The following is a 19,772-nucleotide window of genomic DNA, read 5'->3' as shown; positions in this document are numbered from 1 at the left end:
TAGAAATTTAGATTATATGAATATCTCAATATAAGTTCACTAAATAATTTCATATTAAAATATTTTAAGCAATAAAAGGAAATGGTACTCTCTTTTAGAATAACATTTCCTTTTTTTCACATCAATAACTAAATTATTTTGATATTATTGTACCTGTAGAACCATGTAATGCTTCTTTAGCTTTTTCTAAAGAAGTTATTAAGGCTTTACCATTAGTAGATGATTTTACAAAATCTACACAAGCTTCTACTTTAGGTAGCATAGATCCTTTAGCGAAATGACCTTCTTCTATATATTTATCAGCTTCTTCTAAGTTTATAGATGCTAATTCTTCTTGGTTTGGCTTATTAAAGTTTATACAAACTCTATCAACAGCAGTAAGTATAACTAACATTTCAGCATCAAGGTCTTTAGCTAATTTAGCACTTGATTTATCTTTATCTATAACAGCAGCTACACCAGTTAATGATTCGTCTTTACCTTCTACTACTGGTATACCACCGCCACCAACAGTTATAACTATAGTTCCTTCATCAACTAATTGTTTAACAGTTTCTAATTCAACTATTTTTTGTGGTTGTGGAGAAGCAACAACTCTTCTATAACCTCTTCCTGCATCTTCAACAAAAGTAAATCCTTTTTCTTTTGCTATTTTATCCGCTTCTTCTTTACTATAGAACATACCTACTGGTTTAGTTAAGTTTTTGAATGCTTCGTCATTTTCATCAACTACAACTTGAGTTACTATAGTAGCAACATTTTTCTTTACATTTCTTCTTTTTAATTCAGTTCTTATAGATTGTTGTAAGTGATATCCTATATATCCTTGACTCATAGCTCCACATTCTGCAAATGGCATCATAGGAGTATTTGCTCCATTATTAGCAGCAAAATCCATTGCTAGGTTTATCATACCTACTTGTGGTCCATTTCCGTGCCCCACTATTACATTGTATCCTTCTTCAACAAGGTCAACTATTGTTTTAGCTGTCTGTTTAACTAACTCTAATTGTTCTTCCGCATTTTTACCTAGTGCATTTCCCCCTAAAGCTATAACCAGTCTCTTCATATTATTATTCTCCTATTGTTTGTATTTTATATAAATATAACCCCCATCTATATTTCCGAAATAAGGTGGGGGTTAATCAAACTACTATTATACAACTTTTACAGATTTAACCACCATTTATAATGTTATACTTAAATCACGTTTATAAAATGCCTTCGACTAGAAGGTGATCAATTTATCTTTTTAACTATTATTGTCCTACAGTAGCAGCCATAATAGCTTTTATAGTATGCATTCTGTTTTCTGCTTCATCAAATACAACAGATTGCTTAGATTCAAATACTTCGTCAGTAACTTCCATTTCAGTTATACCGAATTTTTCACCCATTTCTGCTCCAACTTTAGTTTTTAAGTCATGGAATGCAGGTAAACAGTGCATGAATATTGCTTCTGGGTTAGCATTGTCCATAACAGCTTTGTTAACTTGGAATGGCATTAATTGTTTAATTCTAGCTTCCCAAACTTCAGCTGGTTCTCCCATAGATACCCAAACATCAGTGTATATAACATCAGCATTTTTAGTTCCAGCCATAACATCTTCAGTTAATGTTATAGTGCATCCATTTTCTTTAGCTATTGCTTCACAAGTAGCAACTAATTCTTCAGCAGGGAATAATTCTTTTGGAGCACAAGCTGTGAAGTTTAATCCCATTTTAGCACAAGCAACCATTAAAGAGTTACCCATGTTGTTTCTAGCATCTCCCATGTAAACAAAGTTTACACCTTTTAATCTTCCTAATTTTTCTTCTATAGTTAATAAATCTGCTATCATTTGAGTTGGATGGAATTCATCAGTTAACCCATTCCATACTGGTACTCCTGCATATTGAGCTAATTCTTCAACTATTTCTTGAGAGAATCCTCTATATTCTATACCATCATACATTCTTCCTAAAACTCTAGCAGTATCAGCTATAGATTCTTTTTTACCCATTTGAGAACCTGTTGGTCCTAGATAAGTAACACCCATTCCTAAGTCCATAGCTCCAACTTCAAATGAGCATCTAGTTCTAGTTGAGTCTTTTTCGAATAGTATAGCTACATTTTTACCATTTAAAGTTTTATTAACTACACCAGCTCTTTTTAAGTCTTTTAAGTTTTTAGATAAGTCTAATAAATATCTTATCTCTGCACTAGAAAAATCTAATAATTTTAAAAATGAACGTCCTCTTAAGTTAACTGCCATTGTAAAAACCCTCCTAAATATGTTATTATATTAGTATATTTTTAAATTTAACGAATTAATTTTGCTACTTCTTTAAAGACCTTTGAATAAGGGTCTTTAAAGAAGTTTTTTTTATTTATATTTTTAAATATTATTCTTCACGCTCTAAAGGCATTGACATACATCTTGGGCCCCCACGACCTCTTGATAATTCACTTGATGGTATTACGTGAATTTTAATTCCATTTTCAACTAATATTTTATTAGTGATATAGTTTCTAGAATAAACGACAACTTCACCTGGCTTAATACATAATGTATTTGATCCATCATTCCATTGTTCTCTATCAGCTATAACTTTATCTCCTCCACCACATTGGATTAATGTAACCTTTTCTACTCCAAGGTGTTTAGCTAATATTTCTTCTAATTTAGCATTAACTTCTACTATATTTAATTTACCTTCTACATCTCCCTTAGTTACTTCGAATACTTGTAAAGGTCCTTGTATTCCTGGATGTATAGTGAACTTATCAACATCTATTTGAGTAAATACTGTATCTAAATGCATCATAGCTCTATTATTTGGAATATTAAATGCTAATATTGTTTCTATTTTATCGTTGCTGCTTTTGAAGAATATTTGTTTAGCTATATGCTCTATTGCATTAGCTTGAGTTCTTTGAGATATACCTATTGCTAATGTTTTCTCATTTAATATTAATATATCTCCACCTTCTATATGATATTCAAAATCTCTATCATAGAATCTTTCTACTTGACCTTTAAAGTCTTTGTGATATTTGAATATATAATCAGCGTATATTGTTTCTCTGTTTCTAGTTACAGAATACATTTTATTTAAACTTACTCCATTTCCTATACTTGCAAATGGATCTCTTGTGAAGTATAAGTTTGGCATTGGATCAGCCACAAATGGATAATCATCTTCTACTAAATCAGCTAAACTTTTATTATCTAATTCTGGTAATTCTTTTTTATTTATACCAGCCATAGTTTTTCTTATTAATTCTTCATTATTTTTTATACCTTTTAAGAAGTTGTACACATTTTTTTGTACTTCTGGGCTTTCTATTCCAGCTTCTTGTATAAATTGATTTATAAATTGTTCTTTTATTTCTTCGTCAGCTATAACTTCAGCTGCTAATTCATGTAGGTATACTACTTCAACACCATTCTCTCTTAATACATTCGCAAATGCATCATGTTCTTGTTGAGCTACTTCTAAGTAAGGAATATCATCAAATAATAATCTCTCTAGGTATTCCGGTGTTAAATTTTCTATTTCAGCACCTGGCTTATGAAGTAGAACTTTTTTAAGTGGTTTGATTTCACTTGTTACTTTTATTCCCATAGCTATTCCTCTCCATCTGTCATGATATTTATCAATAGTATTTACAATTTGATAAATATTACAACTATAGTATTTTTAAAAAAGCAATATATTTTAAAATTTATATTAAATAAGCCTAAAAAAACGTTTTCTCAAAGGTTGTCTCCAATCTCATCTTGAAATATTAAAGTTTATCCAAACTTAAAATATAAATTATTAAAAGCTTAAGTAATTAATTAAATAGTAATAAACTTTCAAAATATTTTATATTTTTATACTTTCAAACAGTCCACTATTATTTGTTATTTTAATTTCTCCACTTGATTTAATACTTTCATCAATGTATTTTTCAAATTCTCTTTTTTTAGTATCTATTACTTCTAAAATGTTACCTGGTATAGAGTATATATACTCTAGTATTCCCTTAGTATCATTTACTATTAATTTATCTTCATACAAATATCTTTGTATATTATCAAAATGTTTTTTTAATATTTCTTCTCCATTTTCTAATCCAAATTTATTTGATAATTTTTCTTCGGAAATCTTTATATTATTACTAAATCCTAGCATAAGCTCTTCTAGTTCTTTCATATGGTAACTATCTATAGTAGAACAGTAAAAATGCCCTCCTTTTTTAAGTACCCTATTAATCTCAGATAGAACTAAATCTAAGTCTTTCATATAAAACAGTATATGGTTAGCTATGACTACATCAAAGCTGTCGTTTTCAAAAGGAATGTTGTTTGGGTCTGCTATTTGGAAATTAAATTTATCAGAGTTTTTACTTAGATTTATTTTTGCATCATTTAACATATCTTCGCAAATCTCTGTCAGTGTCACATCTATGCTGTCATTTAAATACTCTATATTCTTAGCCCACAAAGCACCATTCCCACAACCAATTTCTAAAACTTTAAAGTTCTCTTTTAATTTTAGATTTTGGAATGTCCAATTGTACCAACCATGTTTATTTGAACTAAATCTTTCTTGCAGTTTAACGCTTGCATTTAAATTAGATGAATCTATGTATTGCTGTAATAACTCTTTTTCACTTTCTAGTATTTTTATTATATCTACTGTCTTATTCCAGTCTAAGTTTTCATCATTTTCAATGCTAACTTCGGCTGTTTCTATGGCATTTAATACTGTTTTCATATGATTAATTTTGTTTTTTATGATATTTTTTTGTAATTTTAACGAATTAACCATATCATCTTTTTCAAAATTATTTTGTTCAGTATTCATAACCTCCTCTAGTGATAATCCTAAATACTTTAAAGCTAAAATCTTTTTTAATTTTGTAAAATCTTTATCTGTGTATAGTCGATGCCCTGCATCATTATGGTGAGATGGTTTAAGAATCCCCTTAGTGTCATAATATCTTATTGTTCTGATTGTTACTCCCGCCATTTTAGCAAATTCACCTGTAGTATATAATCTTTCATCTTTCATTATATCTCCCCCAAAGCTATTGCCTAATATTATTGTATAAGGTTACGTTGCGTAATGGTCAATACTAAATTTTAAAATTTTTTAAATTTTTTTTATTTGAAAAAAACATCAAAAATTATATTTCGATATTACTTTTATATTATCTACAAAATTTAACAATAAAATTTAGTATTGCATTTATAATCTCTACTATATTCTAATTACTAACTTCTTTAAGTTCATATTTTTCTTCTTTAGCTTTTTCTCTTTTTTTCTCTATTTTAGCTATTAAATAATCAACTAAGAAACCATTAATTACTACAGCTATTAATGAAAATATGCCTTTACCTAATCCAAAAGTTAATCCTCCACATATAACAACAAATAAATCTACCATTAATAATGATTTACCTATATTAAATGTTGAGTACTTATTTAATATTTTTGCAAGTATATCTGTTCCACCTGTTGAAGCATTTACTGCAAATACTATAGCTAATCCACTTGCCGCAGTTATAGTTCCACATAAAACTGCTAAAACCATATTAGTTGTAATTGCATGTGAATGAAGTACCTTTTCCATAAAATCCATAACAAATGACATCATAAAACTTGCGTATATAGTTTTAATACCAAAATCCCCACCTATTAGTATAAAAGCTATGATAAATAATATTAAGTTACCTAAAAAAACTATAGTCCCTACTGATAGTGATGGTATATAATGACTTATAACTAAAGCCATACCACTTAATCCTCCACCCGCTATTTGATTTGGAGCATAAAAATACTGTATACCAAATGCCACTAAAATAACTCCAAATGTTATTATCATGTAGTCCCTAACTATATTCATCTTATTTATTTTTTCCATAAACATACCTCTTCCCTTCAATCAGTGTCTATAATATTAATATTTTATATATAAAATATAATACACTTGAACATATATTTAATCAATAAAAAAGAGATGTTTAGTACACCTCTTAAATAGTTTATAAATTTATAGAAAGCTATTCTACAGTTATTGCACTAACTGGACATGTATCTTGTGCTTCTAAAGCTGATCCTTCTAAATTAGCTTGTAATTCACCTTCTGTAGCTACTGCTAATCCATCAGTATCCATATCAAAAACTTCTGGACATACTCCAGTACATGCTCCACATCCTATACATACGTCTTTATCTACAACTGCTCTCATTTTAATATCCTCCATTTATGTTTTAATTATTATAATATTTATCCATTTTTTACTATATTAAAACAATTAGTTAGATTTGTCTACTATATACCCTTAATTATTACATATTTCCTTATCATTCTATCTCTATAATATAGGAGTTTATCTAAATTAAGACATTCCTATAAACATTCCTATTATATATGGAATTAACCACACAACCCATACAGCTATACTAAATTTATGGAATGTAGCTTTTTTCTTTTCATCATTTTTATATAATACCCATGTAGCCCATACTGCATGAAATAACATTAATACTATAGCTAAAAAACCTGTTATTCCATGAATTAATTGACTTGTAGAATTTATTGCCTCTACTCCTGACTTAGCTATTTGTCCCATCGTAAGTGTACCTAATGTATCACATACTAATCCTAACCAAAATATTATGACATGATTTTTATTAAGACTTTTAGCCTTTCTTTCACCAAATACCCCTATAGTATAAAATACTAACGCTAAAGTTATTGCTACAATTGCTAAAATTAATTTTGAATCCATAACTATTTTACCTCCTTAATTTTATTTCTTATTTTTAATAAACTTTCTTTTACTTCCTTTATTTCTTCCTCTGTAAAGTTTTCAAATATTTTATCAAAACTTTGATTAATTGTAGTTCTAAATTCTTTTGCAAATTCTAATCCTTTATCTGCGAAAGTTACATAAGTATTTCTTTTATCATTTTCATCTTTAACTTTTTTAACATAACCAGCATTTTCTAATCTTGTAACTATTCCTGATACTGTTCCTTTAGCTAAAGACATTTCTTCACATAATTGTGATATATTAACCTTTCCATTGTGAGCAATTAACTTAATAACCATAACTTGCTGATGGGTAAGCCCACTATCTTTTAAACTATTGCTTATTGTACCCATCGTACTTGCATATATTTCTTTTATAAGCATTGCTATTTCAAAAGAATCAAATGCCATATATAACTACCTCCATTCTTAATTACTATATTTCATTTTCGTTGTTTCGAAGTTTAATGAACTACTTAAAAAGAATACTCCTGCACTAAACAATGCAAATCCTAATCCTATATAAAAAGTTCCTATATGATAAGGACTAAATATCTCTAAGCTTCTTACTGATATTCCTATAATCATCATAAAAGCCATTATAAAATAACTTTTTAAATCAAAGAAAGAATATATATATTGTTTTTCAAGTTCACTATTAATGATTCTTAGAGTATGTTTTTTTACTAATTTCATAAATATAAATTTAAAAAATACATAAAACGTTATAGCTACAAAAGCTAAACTTACAATCCAGTTTCCTCTACTAGAATGTACATCTTCTAATCCCAAAGTAAACACTCTAAATCCAGCGAAACACCATATTATTCCCGCTATTAATAATAAAACCCTCTTTTCAACTTTAGGTATATATTTTGTTAATATCTCCATAACTTTATCTCCTATAAAAATTAATCTCACTAAATAGTTTGCATAAGAACTAATAAGTTCGTATGCAAACTATTTTAATAGTATATTTTAATATTGTCAATATATTTAATACAAAAATAAAGACACCCATAAAGATGCCTCTATTTAATAAGTGTTTTTATAGTGTCTTAAATCTTATTTTGCATATTTAACAATGATATCACGTAATATATTAACTGCATTTAAGCCCGCTTTGTCGTTATAATATTTAGCAAATCTCTCGTCTGCAACGTACATCTCTGCTAATCCAATATGAGCCTCCTCTGAATAAACTGGCCATGAGAAACATAACCAAGTCTTATGCTTTTCAAATACATTTTTAGCTTCTTGCGAATCTAAATCTTTACTTCCAATAACTTTTTCTAAAGACTCAAACATTTCTTTTTCAATTTCTTGCATTCTTTTTAAGTCATCTTCAGTCATGTTCATCCATTTTTTATTAGATTCTTCTACTGTTTCTTTCCCATATTTTTCTCTTATTTCATTTCCATATTTAGCTTCATTTTCTTCTAATTTTTCTTTTTTAAATCCTTCAAATTTTTCTCTATCTGACATTTCTATTTCTCCTTTTTTATATTCTAATGTTTTTTCAACTGTCAAAATCAATTGATTAATTTGGTCTCGTCTGGAAATAAGTTGTTGATGATGTTCTAATAAAGCCTTATTAATATCAAAATCTGACTTTGAAATTATTTGATGTATTTCTTCTAACTTCATATCTATAGATCTATAAAATAAGATTTGTTGTAATAAATCAATCTCATTTTGACCATAAATACGATAGCCAGATGAATTAATACGACATGGTTTTAATAAACCAATTTCATCATAATATCTAAGTGTTCGTGCACTAACACCAGCTATTTCAGCTAATTTCTTAATTGTATATTCCATGTGATTACCTCCTGACAGTTTTATAATAATGCTTATCGCTACGTTAAGGTCAATAGAAAAAATAATATTTATTTTTTTATTTTCAATACTTTTTATTATGTCTTTCTTATGCTCTTCTAATTCTTCGCCTTGAGCATTCAATATACTTAAATTTTTATTTCTAGTACCTATAGCTATGTCTACTTTCATCTCCTCAGACATGCTAATTTATCAACGTATTATCACATTTGTCTTAAATAGTAATCTGTATCCTTGGGTACTGGTCAAGCTTTATTAATTATATAAAAATAAGATATATGTGCAATAACACATATATCTTATTTTTATATACTATATATATCCGAAAATTCTATATCACATTTTTCTAATATATTGATTTCATTCTTTTTGTTACTCGCTTTATTAGGACAATAATCTATAGTCTTTGCTGGTAGAGTGATAACAAATTCAGTTCCTTTTCCTTCTTCACTTCTTACACCTATACTTCCACCTTGAATTTCTACTAGTTCTTTTACTATTGATAATCCAATTCCACTGCCTTCTTGTTTACGAGTTAAGCTTTTATCTATTTGCACAAATCTGTCAAAAATAGTACTTATTTTTTGTTTTGATACTCCTATACCATTGTCTTTTACATATATATATACATTATCTTCAGCTACATCTATATTAACTTCAATCTTTCCATCTTCATGTGTATATTTTATAGCATTTGATATTAAATTTAGTATTATTTTTTCAATTTTATCTGAATCACAGCAAATAAACTTCTCTTCTTTATTAGTATCAAATACAATTGATACATCTTTACCTTCTACATAACTTGCAACGGAGATGACTACCTCTTCTACAATAGAAATAATATTTTTATTTTCTAAATTTACATCATGATAACCTGTATCAATTTCTGTTATGTCAATTAAGTTATCTACAAGTCTTAATAATCTATATGAGTTTTGTTTCATTGTGCTCATATAATAATTTAATTTGTCTTCACCAATTTCACATATCTTATTATTTTCATTGTATTTAATTAATAATTGTATAGTCCCAAGGATTATATTTAAAGGTGTTTTAAATTCATGAGATATATTTGCAAAAAATTCGTTTCTTAAATTTTCAATTTCATTTTCTTTTTCTTCCACTCTTCTTCTTGCCTTTATTTTTTTATCTCTAGTTATATCCTTAGCCATACCAAATATATATTTTACATTTTCATTTTCGTCTAATGCTGCGACTTTAAATACATAAAGCCACATTTTTGTTTTATTAGTCCTTAATAATTCTTTATTTATAAAGTAACCTTTTTGCTTAATTAAATTTTGATCTTCTTTATAAAGCTTCTCAGCTTCTTCCCTAATCCAAAAATCTATATCTTTTTTTCCAATTATATCATCTTTGGTTAAATTAAATTTATCCGCATATCCTTGATTTATATACATATACTTTCCTTCTAAATCTTTTATCCATACTAGAAGTGGTATACCATCTAAAATCAATTCTAAATCTTCCATATTGTACTGTTTAACACTATCATTATGCTCATGTAAAATATAAATTTTAGCTACTTTATCTCTCCAATTTATGTCAAATATTTTATAAGTAAAATTAATAATTTTACATTTTTTATTATAGATACTTACAATCTTATTTTGATTTAGTTTATTATTTTCCCCTATTAATTTACTTATATTAAAACCATTTAAATCCTCAGCATTATACATTAATTTCTTTAATAATTTATTATTACAAAACTGTATAATGTTTTCTTCGCTCACTATTAGTAAATTATCATCCATATTATTAAATATTAGTTCCATATCACCTATACCCCTGCCCCCTCTATCACTATAATATAGTAGCATATCGTGATGTATTATTACAAATAACTATGATTATTTGACATAAAATCTAGATAAATAGTTATTATTTTGATATTTTATAGCTTATATCCCATAATTATAGCCTTAAGCATAATAAAGCCGTATCACTTATTTGTGATACGGCTTTATAAAAAAATATTAACATTAAAATATACTATGCTTTTTTAACAACGCTAGATTTTAATTTCATAGCTCCAAATCCATCTATCTTACATTCTATATCATGTCCATCAGCTGCATCAGGAACTAAACGTATACTTTTTACTTTTGTTCCTATTTTTATAGATGATGAACTACCTTTTACTTTAAGGTCTTTTATTACTGTCACAGCATCTCCATCATTTAATACGTTTCCATTTGCATCTTTTATAACATTTACTTCTTCATTTACTGACTCTAAAGACCACTCATGAGAACATTCTGGACAAACTAAAAGACTTCCATCTTCATAAGTGTATTCTGAATTGCATTTTGGGCAATTTGGTAAATTTTCCATATCTTGTTTCCTCCATTTGTTATTTTAATTATAATACATAAATTTTTCGATTCCCTATTTGCAACATATTATTAATATTTATTAATATGTTAAAGCTTATAAAGCTATATAGAGACTTTCTCATAGAATTATATAATATCATAATCTATTTACATTGACAAACCTTCGTACTATGGCTGATTAAATTTTGTATTTTAATATATTATATCCATTTTATTCCTAACACTAAATTAGGTAAAAAATATTTTATACAGTGAGTTGTAGATTTATCTATTTTTATATAAACATTATTATAACTAAGTTTTGATTTTAAAATTTCATAAGCTTTTATGTTATTATCTAACATATGAATATGATTATAACATTTACTTTTGCAATGATCCTCATCTTCTCCTATAGACATAAATATTCTTTTTTCTTTTAAGCTTACTTCACTTTCTTCTAAAAATTTTAGCATATCTTTATACCAAAAAGATCCGGATGCGCATACAGCATTTCCAAAAACATCACTTTTAGTATATATAGCGTATAAAGATATTAATCCTCCTAATGATGCACCTATTATACTTGTGTTTTCTTTACCTTTTTTAGTTCTATAGTTATTATCGATATATAACTTTACTTCATTACATAAAAAATTTAGATAATTATCTCCTTCGCCTAAAAAATCAGGATTTTTTTCGCTTAATCCTTTGCTATACCAAGGTGTATATTCATTTAATCTATTTTTAGGAGGTATTAAAGCTCCAATAAAATTTATATTATCTTTTTCAAGTTCACCAAAAAATTCGTTTTTATGTTTTATTATTTCATCACCATCTTGTATATATATTACAGGATAAAATTTATCACTTAAATTATAATCTTTTGGAAGATAAATTAATACTTCTCTATCTTTTATAGTTTCTGTTACTATAGTTCCCTTCATAGATTAATTCCCTTCTATTTAAGTTATTAGTAATTTAATATGTACTTTTATCTTTCCTATTTTTTTTATATTTATTATTAATTATATATCTATAAAAAAGCTATCTCAGCCTAAGCAGTTATATTGCTCAAATTGAGATAGCTCTTAATAATTATTTTATTTTAAGATGTGAACGTCTATATCCCTAACGCCCCAGTCATTACATTCTTTTTCTGAATTCATAAATATATCTATTCTATTTCCTTTTATAGCACTTCCACAATCTTCAGCTATAAATACCTTATCAAATTTAGGTATATATACCTTTGTTCCATAAGGTATAACAGTTGGGTCAACTGCAATAGTTCCCCATTTTGGAACAGTTCCAGTAGATGTTATAGTATCTCCTGCATAAGCTGTAGCTTTTACATTAAGTTTCTTAGAGTTTTCTAACGATACTGTTTCTTTTCCTTTTTCTTCACTATTTGAAACATATTTAGAATAAACATAACCTACTTTGTTTTTATGGTTAACTTTCGTCCACTTACCTTCAGATTGGATTATATCTAATTTCTCTGGCTTATCTAAAGTGTAGTTTACTTTACTTTCTGTACTTGGCCCTGTTCTAAAATTAACTTTACTTGCATTTATGTATCCACCTTTAGTGCTTTGTATGTTAATAGATGAATTTTCTGTATTTGATGGACTATCTGCAAAAGCTTTTGCATTTGGCATAAATAATAAAGCTATTGCCGTCGTGACCATTAAAAATTTCCTTTTCATATGTCAATACCTCCTAGGCTTATTTATTATGTCAATTTTTTTGGTCTAACCCCTTGCCTAGAAAATATTATATCTTAAAAGTTACAATTTTGTTACCCTTTCGGGCAAACTACTTTTATTTACTATTAATGTAATTATTTTCTTGTTTGTACTTCTCCGTTATTTTTTCTAATTTTCCTGTTCCCTTATTTATTGCATCTGATGCTGTATCTATTTTATTTTTTAGTGCTTTAATAACTGAATCAGCTTTAGTTAATTTATCCTTCGAATTATCTATCTTAGAGTTTACCTTATTCATCGATTGTTCTGCTAATTTAGTACTATCATTTATTTTATTTTCAATATCAGTTACTTTATTCTTTTGTTCTTCACTTAAATCTTTTTTATTTATTTTTTCTAATATTTCTTGAGCTCTATCCAACTTCTTTTCATCATAAGAACTACTTAATTCTTTTATATCTGAATCTATATCTTGAGCTTTTTTAGATTTTTCAGATATTTTATCTTTAATCTCATCAATGCTTTCATTTAATGAATCACTTGTATTTTCCTTATTAATACTTTCTACTTTTGTTTCTATATCATCTTCTGCATTTCCCTTTTTTAAATCCATATTACTATAGGCAAATACACCTATAGATAATATTGCTAAACCAGCAACTACTTTCATTTTTTTCATTCCTATCACTCCTTTGGTAAATTTATTTATTCATATATCAGCTTTGCGCTATATTTAACAGACTATAAAATACTATTAAATGTTCTATAAGTTTTGATATTTTATATAAAACAATTAATAATATAACTCTTAATATTATAAAATAGTATGGTAAATAAGGATACATTTTTTTGTTAGATTTCTAAATATTTTATTATATTTACCATCTAATATCAATATTCAAGTACTGACTTTAGTATGATTATAAGTCCATTTTATAAAAACTTATCCTTACGTTTATTAATACTTCTTTATTGTTTATCAATAATTTATTGTTGATATTTTTTATATTCAGTGATAGTATATATCCTTAAGAGAGATAAGGAAAGCTAGATTAGCTTTTTATAAATTTTATACTATGAAAAGGAGTCTGTCATGAGATTTGATAACAAAAAAATTTCTAAATCATTAATATTTATTTTAGATTTAATTTTTATTTTTGGACTAATTATTTCATTTAATATTTGTTATGATATATTTAATGAAAATATAAAAATATTATCTAAAAACAATATCCTTATAACAATTTTCACTTTAATTTTAGGTACATTATGTACTTTATTAATAGTCTTAGATTTAAGAAAAATATTAAAAACATTATTAGAAAAAAATCCTTTTGTATTAAAAAACGTAAAGTTATTAAATAAAATTGCTATCGAGTGTTTTATAATAAGTGGATGTTATATAGTAAATATTCTTTTAAACTTAAAAGAGTATTCTTACAAATTCTTAAATGTATCAGACACTATAATTCACACAGATACTGAACCTTTGATTTTCTTCTTAGCAGGAATTTTCATACTGGTCTTATCAGTGGTGTTTAAAGAGGCTATCAATTATAAAGAAGATAGCGATAATACAATTTAAAGAAATGGAATGATGTTGCATGTCAATAGTAATAAATTTAGATGTAATGATGGCAAAGAGAAAAATTTCATTACAAGAACTAGCTGAAAGAATTAATATAACTAATTCGAACCTTTCTATATTGAAAAATAGTAAGGCTAAAGCTATAAGATTCTCCACATTAGAAGCTATATGTAGAGAATTAGATTGTCAACCTGGAGATATATTAGAGTATAAGGATATTTAAACTTGTAGTATAGTTAATATGAACTTAAACTTAGTAATCTCAGGAGGAAAGCATGAATATAGATATTCTTAAAAAGATTTCACAAGGTCTTAACAAATTAAACTGTACTTGGGGCGTTGGAGGTTCTGTGCTACTAAACCAATATAATTTAGTAGAAAAACCAAAAGACATAGATATTTTAATAGATTCATCAGATACTAATAAAATTAAATCTTTTATGAATACTATAGGACAACCTATATACTTACCTTCTAAAACTCCATTTTTAACAAAAGACTTTTTTGGATACAATGTAGATGGTGTAATTGTAGAGTTTATGGGAGACTTTAAAATAGACTTAGGAAACAATAAAATATACGAATTTATACTAGATAATAAAGCTATAGCTCATACTAAAACTATAGATGATATAAATATAAATTTCACTACTTTAGAAGATTGGATTGTTGCCTATAACGTTATGAATGATCCTAAAAATAGAGTACCTTTAATTAAAAATCACTTTAAAAATCATGGTATAAATTATAGATATTTACTAGAAAGAAATTCAAATCAAAACTTGCGTATTGATACTCTAGAACTTATATATAGTTTATTAAATATGTAATTAATAAAAAATGGGGTGCCTTATTTTTAAGACATCCCATATATTATTAAATAATCAATTTTTATATACCTGTACTATAAATTAATTTACTTTTTTATTTTTCTTTAGGAATGAAAAATCTACAGTTATTGACACAATCGCAAATATAAGTAAGAATATAGGATAATGTAAATATTTTATTATTCCTACAGAAGAAACTCCAGCTATACCAACAGCCGTTAGTATTTGTGCTCCATATGGTATCATTCCTTGCCAGCACGATGCGAACATATCTAACATACTAGCAATTTTTCTCGGATCAAGATCATACTTTTCTCCAATATCTTTAGCTAAAGGACCAGCTGTTATTATTGTTATTGTATTATTAGCAGTACATAAATCTATTACACTAGCAAGTAAAGCTATACCAAACTTAGCACCAGTTGCTGTTTTTATCTTGCTTGTTATAAAGTTTAGTATAAAATCTATACCGCCATTATGTTTTATTAACCCGATTACCCCTCCGACGATTAAAACTAAGATACATAATTCTTGCATTCCAGCCATACCGTCTGATACAGCACTTATGAATCCCCATATATCTATAGTATTTGTAAATATACCTATTCCTCCTGCAAATAAAACTCCTCCAGCAAGAAGAACAAAAACGTTTGCCCCTGCTAAAGCCCCTACTAAAACAGCTACATAAGGTACAACCTTTATTATTTCATAAGATCCAGCTTCAGCTGAAGTAGTTCCATATCCTGATGACATTACTGCTATTATTACAAGGCTTATTAATGCCGCTGGTAATACTACAAAGAAGTTCATTTTTACTTTGTCTTTTAATTCACAACCTTGTGTACTTGCTGCTGCTATAGTTGTATCAGATATCATAGATAAGTTATCTCCAACCATAGCTCCTCCAACTATTATTGCTACTAATAATTCTAATGGCATTCCAGTTTTTTGAGAAATACCTAGAGCTATAGGTGTTAATGCAGAAATTGTTCCAACTGATGTTCCCATAGATGTAGATATAAAACATACTACTAAGAATAACCCTGGTACTAATAAATTCGGTGGTAAAACTGATAAGCTTAAGTTAACTGTAGAATCTACTCCACCCATTGCTTTAGCTACACTACCAAAAGCTCCTGCTAGTAAGAAAATTACAAGCATTATTAATATATTACTATCTCCAGCACTTTTACAGAATATTTCCATTTTAGTGTCTAGAGATTCTTTAGGATTAATCATAAAAGCTACACCTGCTGCAATTACGAATGCTGTTAATGCAGGCATTTTATAAAAATCTCCTGTTATAATACCACTTCCTAAAAATAATATTAAAAATACTCCTATTGGAAGTAATGCAAGTGCACTACCTTTATTTTCTTTTTTGTCAATTTGATTGCTCACATTTTGCATACTTTTGATCCCCTCTTAATCAATTTAAGGTATAACTAACAGAGAAGGTATTTATACATATCTCCTCTGTTAGCTTTAAATATATAATTTATATCTTAATAAAGACTTTAGCAATCTTTTATTTCTTATAATCTATCAAGACCTTGTTTTAAGTCTGCTATTATATCTTCTGCTTCTTCTAATCCAACTGATATTCTTATTAAACCTTCAGATATTCCAGCTTCAGCTCTTTCTTCTGGAGTATATGGAGAATGAGTCATTGAAGCAGGATGTTGTATTAATGTTTCACAGTCACCTAAGCTAACTGCAAGAACACATAATTCTAAAGAGTTTAGGAATTTCTTACCAGCTTCTAATCCACCTTTAACTTCAAAAGCAATCATCCCTCCTGGAAGATCCATTTGCTTTTTAGCTAATTCATATTGTGGGAAACTTTCAAGTCCTGGATAGTTAACTTTTGTTACATTTTCATGAGATTCTAAGAATTTAGCTACTTCCATAGCATTCTTGCAATGTCTATCCATTCTTACTTGTAAAGTTTTCATACCTCTTATTATTAAATATGCATCAAGTGAACTTAATACAGCACCTGTCATATCCTTTATTCCAAATAATCTTACTTGATTTACGAAATCTAATTTACCAGCAACAAACCCTGCTATAACATCTCCATGTCCATTTAAGTATTTAGTTGCTGAATGAACTACTACGTCTGCACCTAACTCTATTGGTCTTTGTATATATGGAGTACAGAAAGTATTATCAACCATTACCATACAACCTTCTACTTCATGAGCTATTTTAGATACAGCTTCTATATCTATTAATTTTAAGTCTGGGTTTGCTGGAGTTTCTAAGTATACAACTTTAGTGTTTTCTTTCATAGCTGCTTTTACTTCATCTAAGTTTGTAGCATCAACAAAAGTTATTTCAACTCCGTATCTGCTTATACCATGATTAAACATTGCATATGTGCATCCATATAAAGTTTTACTTGCAACTACATGATCTCCTGCTTTTAATATTGTCCATAAAGCTGAAGTTATTGCACCTATTCCTGAAGCTGTTGATACACAAGCTTCTGCTCCTTCAAGTAATGCAACTTTATCTTCTAATTGAGCATTAGTAGGATTTCCTAATCTAGAGTATATGTATCCACCCTCTTCTAATGCGAATCTTCTTCCACCTTGTTCTGCACTATCAAATACGAATGTTGATGTTTTATATATAGGTGTTGTTAACGCTCCTGATACGGCATCCTTTTGATGTCCACCATGAATTGCTTTTGTAGCAAATTTTTTGTTTTGTAAGTTTTCCATTTTTTATTTCCCCCTTGAATTTTGATATTATGATTTTTAACTATTGTTCCTTAAGGAACATCTTTCGTGTTGCAAAAAACATTTTTCTTCAAGCTAACAAGTAACGTTTTCCTATGACCGAAAAACCTTTTCCCTTGTGTATACAATCAATGTAACATCTTTTTGTTTTCTTGTAAATATATCATGAAATTTTTGTAAAATTTGAAATTTTCGCCATCATTTTTTATCAAATCTTCTGATAATTAAATTAATTTTATAATTTCCACAAAGCTTTTCACTATAAAAATTATTTTTTATATTCCAATTATTGTATTTTAGCCATTTGTATAATGTATCCTATTTTCATAAAATCATATTTTTTTATAACTCTACTTTCAACATGTCAAGCATTTTAAGTGCTTTTTTAACTTATTTAAGCTATAAATTTTTTATAAAAAATTTAAAATAAATTATTTTATTTAATAATTCATTTTGATTTTTTTACTTAATTTATGATAAATTTCTCCATTATATTTCTAAAAAATATATTTTTTTATTTAATTTTACATAAAAATATTTGTGAGGCTACATACTTTTTTATATTTATTTATAAAATATTTACCTAATGAGTTATACATTAAAGACACACATAATAATCGATAAATTATATTTTTATATAAAAAGAACTCTAATAAATAGAGTTCTTTTTATATAATCTTTATTTTTTATAGGTTATTTCTTCTTTTCAGGCATTATATTTTCAAATATAAAACCATGAAGTATATCTAATGAACTTGGTTCAAATTGCATTACTGACTTATTATTTATTCTTACATTCTTGCTATTAACACCATCATCTATAGGGAATTCCATTTGAGTTATATTAAAGTTACCAATTTTTAATACTCTACCACCAATATTAAGAATTTCAGCAGGCTTCATATTAGTTTTAACATAAGGAAGTATTGTATCTAATAATTTAGGGTATTTTGTCATAGGTAAATCTTTTACTCCCTTCATCATACCTTCAATAACTTGTCTTTGTCTTTTATCTCTTTCTAAAGCACCACCACTGCCACCTTTTCTTATGCGTGAGTATGCAAGAGCTTGATATCCATTTAATTTTTGTTCCCCAGCACTTTTAATGTATGATATAGAGCCTTTATTATCTTTAGAATCCCATCCATATGTTTCAGGAATAAATTTATTTAGCTCTTGTATTTCATTTTGCTTAACATCTATAGTTATACCTCCTAAAGTATCAATTATGTCCATAAATGAATAAAAATCAACAATAGCGTAGTTTTGTATGTCTAATTCAAAGTTTCTCTCTATTGTTTCTGCTAATAAATTTATACCACCATACGCATAAGCTTCTGTAAGCTTTATATCTCCATATCCAGATGTAGAAACATATGTATCACGAGCAAGTGATGTTAATTTTAAACTTTTATTTTTACTATCAACAGTAAGTATCATCATAGCATCACTACGAGAGCTCTTTTCTCCTGGCCTTCCGTCTGTACCACAAAGTAATATATTAGTTATACCTTCCTCTGACTTATAGTCACTTTTTCCAAGTGTGTTACTATCTCCCCCAGAATCATACATACTATTTAATTTAAAATAAACAAATCCAAATGCGCTAGCAGGAATCATTATTATTAAAATTGCCAATAGCACAACTATTCTTTTTAGTATTTTATTACTCATTATTTATCCTCCCAAATAAGTACCCATATTATTATTTATATATTCTAATTCGTATTGAATGTTGTTTATAATTTATTATTCAACCATATATAATTTATGGATAATTTTCACTATTAAAGCTATCGCTAACATTTTACCATAATAACTTTATTTTTTTCTACATAATTTCTCTATTTTTGCATATAGCTAAAAATATTTCAATTTAAAATATTTATTTTCATATAACTTTAATAAAAAATAAAGTTATTTA

The 19,772-nt window shown here is 27.2% G+C and carries 21 protein-coding genes; 3 read left to right on the top strand and 18 right to left on the bottom strand.

Features of this window, described 5'->3' with window-relative positions; genetic code table 11:
* Window positions 1–133: 133 nt before the first annotated feature.
* The 15 genes from arcC to JNUCC81_RS00385 form a co-directional block, all read right to left on the bottom strand.
* Window positions 134–1,069: a carbamate kinase gene (gene arcC, locus JNUCC81_RS00455; protein WP_208334326.1), complete on the bottom strand. Its 936-nt coding sequence runs from the start codon at window positions 1,067–1,069 to the stop codon at window positions 134–136.
* 190 nt (window positions 1,070–1,259) lie between these two features.
* Complete coding sequence (gene argF / locus JNUCC81_RS00450) at window positions 1,260–2,255, bottom strand: ornithine carbamoyltransferase (protein WP_454094862.1); 996 nt, start codon at window positions 2,253–2,255, stop codon at window positions 1,260–1,262.
* A 130-nt stretch (window positions 2,256–2,385) separates the two neighbouring features.
* On the bottom strand, window positions 2,386–3,609 hold the full coding sequence (gene arcA / locus JNUCC81_RS00445; protein ID WP_454094861.1) for an arginine deiminase: 1,224 nt from the start codon (window positions 3,607–3,609) through the stop codon (window positions 2,386–2,388).
* Between the two features lie 243 nt (window positions 3,610–3,852).
* Window positions 3,853–5,043: a MerR family transcriptional regulator gene (locus JNUCC81_RS00440; RefSeq protein ID WP_208334324.1), complete on the bottom strand. Its 1,191-nt coding sequence runs from the start codon at window positions 5,041–5,043 to the stop codon at window positions 3,853–3,855.
* Window positions 5,044–5,239: 196 nt separating this feature from the next.
* Entirely contained in the window at window positions 5,240–5,896 is a 657-nt protein-coding gene (locus tag JNUCC81_RS00435; RefSeq protein ID WP_454094860.1) for a YitT family protein, read from the bottom strand.
* Window positions 5,897–6,035: 139 nt separating this feature from the next.
* On the bottom strand, window positions 6,036–6,224 hold the full coding sequence (locus JNUCC81_RS00430; RefSeq protein ID WP_454094859.1) for a ferredoxin: 189 nt from the start codon (window positions 6,222–6,224) through the stop codon (window positions 6,036–6,038).
* Between the two features lie 150 nt (window positions 6,225–6,374).
* On the bottom strand, window positions 6,375–6,767 hold the full coding sequence (locus JNUCC81_RS00425) for an HsmA family protein (RefSeq protein WP_454094858.1): 393 nt from the start codon (window positions 6,765–6,767) through the stop codon (window positions 6,375–6,377).
* A gap of 2 nt (window positions 6,768–6,769) precedes the next feature.
* Entirely contained in the window at window positions 6,770–7,201 is a 432-nt protein-coding gene (locus JNUCC81_RS00420) for a MarR family winged helix-turn-helix transcriptional regulator (protein ID WP_454094857.1), read from the bottom strand.
* Between the two features lie 18 nt (window positions 7,202–7,219).
* A complete protein-coding gene (locus JNUCC81_RS00415; protein ID WP_454094856.1) occupies window positions 7,220–7,681 on the bottom strand; it encodes a hypothetical protein in 462 nt (153 codons plus the stop codon).
* A gap of 174 nt (window positions 7,682–7,855) precedes the next feature.
* On the bottom strand, window positions 7,856–8,815 hold the full coding sequence (locus JNUCC81_RS00410; RefSeq protein WP_454094855.1) for a MerR family transcriptional regulator: 960 nt from the start codon (window positions 8,813–8,815) through the stop codon (window positions 7,856–7,858).
* Window positions 8,816–8,937: 122 nt separating this feature from the next.
* Window positions 8,938–10,434: an ATP-binding protein gene (locus JNUCC81_RS00405; RefSeq protein ID WP_454094854.1), complete on the bottom strand. Its 1,497-nt coding sequence runs from the start codon at window positions 10,432–10,434 to the stop codon at window positions 8,938–8,940.
* Between the two features lie 217 nt (window positions 10,435–10,651).
* Window positions 10,652–10,993, bottom strand: coding sequence for a zinc ribbon domain-containing protein YjdM (locus tag JNUCC81_RS00400; RefSeq protein WP_208334315.1), 342 nt, complete (start codon window positions 10,991–10,993; stop codon window positions 10,652–10,654).
* 202 nt (window positions 10,994–11,195) lie between these two features.
* Window positions 11,196–11,921 carry an alpha/beta hydrolase gene (locus JNUCC81_RS00395; RefSeq protein ID WP_454094853.1) on the bottom strand — a complete coding sequence of 242 codons (726 nt, stop codon included), beginning with the start codon at window positions 11,919–11,921 and terminating at the stop codon, window positions 11,196–11,198.
* Between the two features lie 156 nt (window positions 11,922–12,077).
* Entirely contained in the window at window positions 12,078–12,683 is a 606-nt protein-coding gene (locus JNUCC81_RS00390; protein WP_454094852.1) for a 3D domain-containing protein, read from the bottom strand.
* Between the two features lie 115 nt (window positions 12,684–12,798).
* Complete coding sequence (locus tag JNUCC81_RS00385) at window positions 12,799–13,362, bottom strand: hypothetical protein (protein WP_454094851.1); 564 nt, start codon at window positions 13,360–13,362, stop codon at window positions 12,799–12,801.
* Between the two features lie 414 nt (window positions 13,363–13,776).
* Between JNUCC81_RS00385 and JNUCC81_RS00380 the strand changes: the two genes are divergently transcribed.
* Genes JNUCC81_RS00380 through JNUCC81_RS00370 form a run of 3 tightly spaced genes read left to right on the top strand, consistent with a single transcriptional unit; the run spans window position 13,777 to window position 15,101 of the window.
* Complete coding sequence (locus JNUCC81_RS00380) at window positions 13,777–14,268, top strand: DUF2975 domain-containing protein (RefSeq protein WP_454094850.1); 492 nt, start codon at window positions 13,777–13,779, stop codon at window positions 14,266–14,268.
* A gap of 19 nt (window positions 14,269–14,287) precedes the next feature.
* The gene (locus JNUCC81_RS00375; RefSeq protein WP_454094849.1) at window positions 14,288–14,494 is read left to right on the top strand and encodes a helix-turn-helix domain-containing protein; all 207 of its coding nucleotides are present in this window, start codon (window positions 14,288–14,290) and stop codon (window positions 14,492–14,494) included.
* A gap of 52 nt (window positions 14,495–14,546) precedes the next feature.
* Complete coding sequence (locus JNUCC81_RS00370) at window positions 14,547–15,101, top strand: hypothetical protein (protein ID WP_454094848.1); 555 nt, start codon at window positions 14,547–14,549, stop codon at window positions 15,099–15,101.
* An 81-nt stretch (window positions 15,102–15,182) separates the two neighbouring features.
* Here the strand turns inward: JNUCC81_RS00370 and JNUCC81_RS00365 are convergent, their stop codons facing one another.
* The 3 genes from JNUCC81_RS00365 to JNUCC81_RS00355 form a co-directional block, all read right to left on the bottom strand.
* Window positions 15,183–16,511, bottom strand: a complete 1,329-nt coding sequence (locus JNUCC81_RS00365; protein WP_454094847.1) for a Na+/H+ antiporter NhaC family protein — start codon at window positions 16,509–16,511, stop codon at window positions 15,183–15,185.
* Window positions 16,512–16,636: 125 nt separating this feature from the next.
* The gene (megL, locus tag JNUCC81_RS00360) at window positions 16,637–17,830 is read right to left on the bottom strand and encodes a methionine gamma-lyase (protein ID WP_208334311.1); all 1,194 of its coding nucleotides are present in this window, start codon (window positions 17,828–17,830) and stop codon (window positions 16,637–16,639) included.
* Between the two features lie 711 nt (window positions 17,831–18,541).
* Window positions 18,542–19,522, bottom strand: a complete 981-nt coding sequence (locus tag JNUCC81_RS00355) for an LCP family protein (RefSeq protein WP_454094846.1) — start codon at window positions 19,520–19,522, stop codon at window positions 18,542–18,544.
* Window positions 19,523–19,772: the final 250 nt, after the last annotated feature.

The sequence above is a fragment of the Faecalimicrobium sp. JNUCC 81 genome (assembly GCF_053667625.1).
Note: the sequence above shows the minus strand (reverse complement) of the source record. Positions and strands in the feature narration are given on the sequence as shown.

Bases quoted from the DNA above. Each gene is read 5' to 3' on its own strand.
- arcC (WP_208334326.1), bottom strand. From the start codon at position 1,069: ATGAAGAGACTGGTTATAGCTTTAGGGGGAAATGCACTAGGTAAAAAT.
- argF (WP_454094862.1), bottom strand. From the start codon at position 2,255: ATGGCAGTTAACTTAAGAGGACGTTCATTTTTAAAATTATTAGATTTT.
- arcA (WP_454094861.1), bottom strand. From the start codon at position 3,609: ATGGGAATAAAAGTAACAAGTGAAATCAAACCACTTAAAAAAGTTCTA.
- JNUCC81_RS00440 (WP_208334324.1), bottom strand. From the start codon at position 5,043: ATGAAAGATGAAAGATTATATACTACAGGTGAATTTGCTAAAATGGCG.
- JNUCC81_RS00435 (WP_454094860.1), bottom strand. From the start codon at position 5,896: ATGGAAAAAATAAATAAGATGAATATAGTTAGGGACTACATGATAATA.
- JNUCC81_RS00430 (WP_454094859.1), bottom strand. From the start codon at position 6,224: ATGAGAGCAGTTGTAGATAAAGACGTATGTATAGGATGTGGAGCATGT.
- JNUCC81_RS00425 (WP_454094858.1), bottom strand. From the start codon at position 6,767: ATGGATTCAAAATTAATTTTAGCAATTGTAGCAATAACTTTAGCGTTA.
- JNUCC81_RS00420 (WP_454094857.1), bottom strand. From the start codon at position 7,201: ATGGCATTTGATTCTTTTGAAATAGCAATGCTTATAAAAGAAATATAT.
- JNUCC81_RS00415 (WP_454094856.1), bottom strand. From the start codon at position 7,681: ATGGAGATATTAACAAAATATATACCTAAAGTTGAAAAGAGGGTTTTA.
- JNUCC81_RS00410 (WP_454094855.1), bottom strand. From the start codon at position 8,815: ATGTCTGAGGAGATGAAAGTAGACATAGCTATAGGTACTAGAAATAAA.
- JNUCC81_RS00405 (WP_454094854.1), bottom strand. From the start codon at position 10,434: ATGGAACTAATATTTAATAATATGGATGATAATTTACTAATAGTGAGC.
- JNUCC81_RS00400 (WP_208334315.1), bottom strand. From the start codon at position 10,993: ATGGAAAATTTACCAAATTGCCCAAAATGCAATTCAGAATACACTTAT.
- JNUCC81_RS00395 (WP_454094853.1), bottom strand. From the start codon at position 11,921: ATGAAGGGAACTATAGTAACAGAAACTATAAAAGATAGAGAAGTATTA.
- JNUCC81_RS00390 (WP_454094852.1), bottom strand. From the start codon at position 12,683: ATGAAAAGGAAATTTTTAATGGTCACGACGGCAATAGCTTTATTATTT.
- JNUCC81_RS00385 (WP_454094851.1), bottom strand. From the start codon at position 13,362: ATGAAAAAAATGAAAGTAGTTGCTGGTTTAGCAATATTATCTATAGGT.
- JNUCC81_RS00380 (WP_454094850.1), top strand. From the start codon at position 13,777: ATGAGATTTGATAACAAAAAAATTTCTAAATCATTAATATTTATTTTA.
- JNUCC81_RS00375 (WP_454094849.1), top strand. From the start codon at position 14,288: ATGTCAATAGTAATAAATTTAGATGTAATGATGGCAAAGAGAAAAATT.
- JNUCC81_RS00370 (WP_454094848.1), top strand. From the start codon at position 14,547: ATGAATATAGATATTCTTAAAAAGATTTCACAAGGTCTTAACAAATTA.
- JNUCC81_RS00365 (WP_454094847.1), bottom strand. From the start codon at position 16,511: ATGCAAAATGTGAGCAATCAAATTGACAAAAAAGAAAATAAAGGTAGT.
- megL (WP_208334311.1), bottom strand. From the start codon at position 17,830: ATGGAAAACTTACAAAACAAAAAATTTGCTACAAAAGCAATTCATGGT.
- JNUCC81_RS00355 (WP_454094846.1), bottom strand. From the start codon at position 19,522: ATGAGTAATAAAATACTAAAAAGAATAGTTGTGCTATTGGCAATTTTA.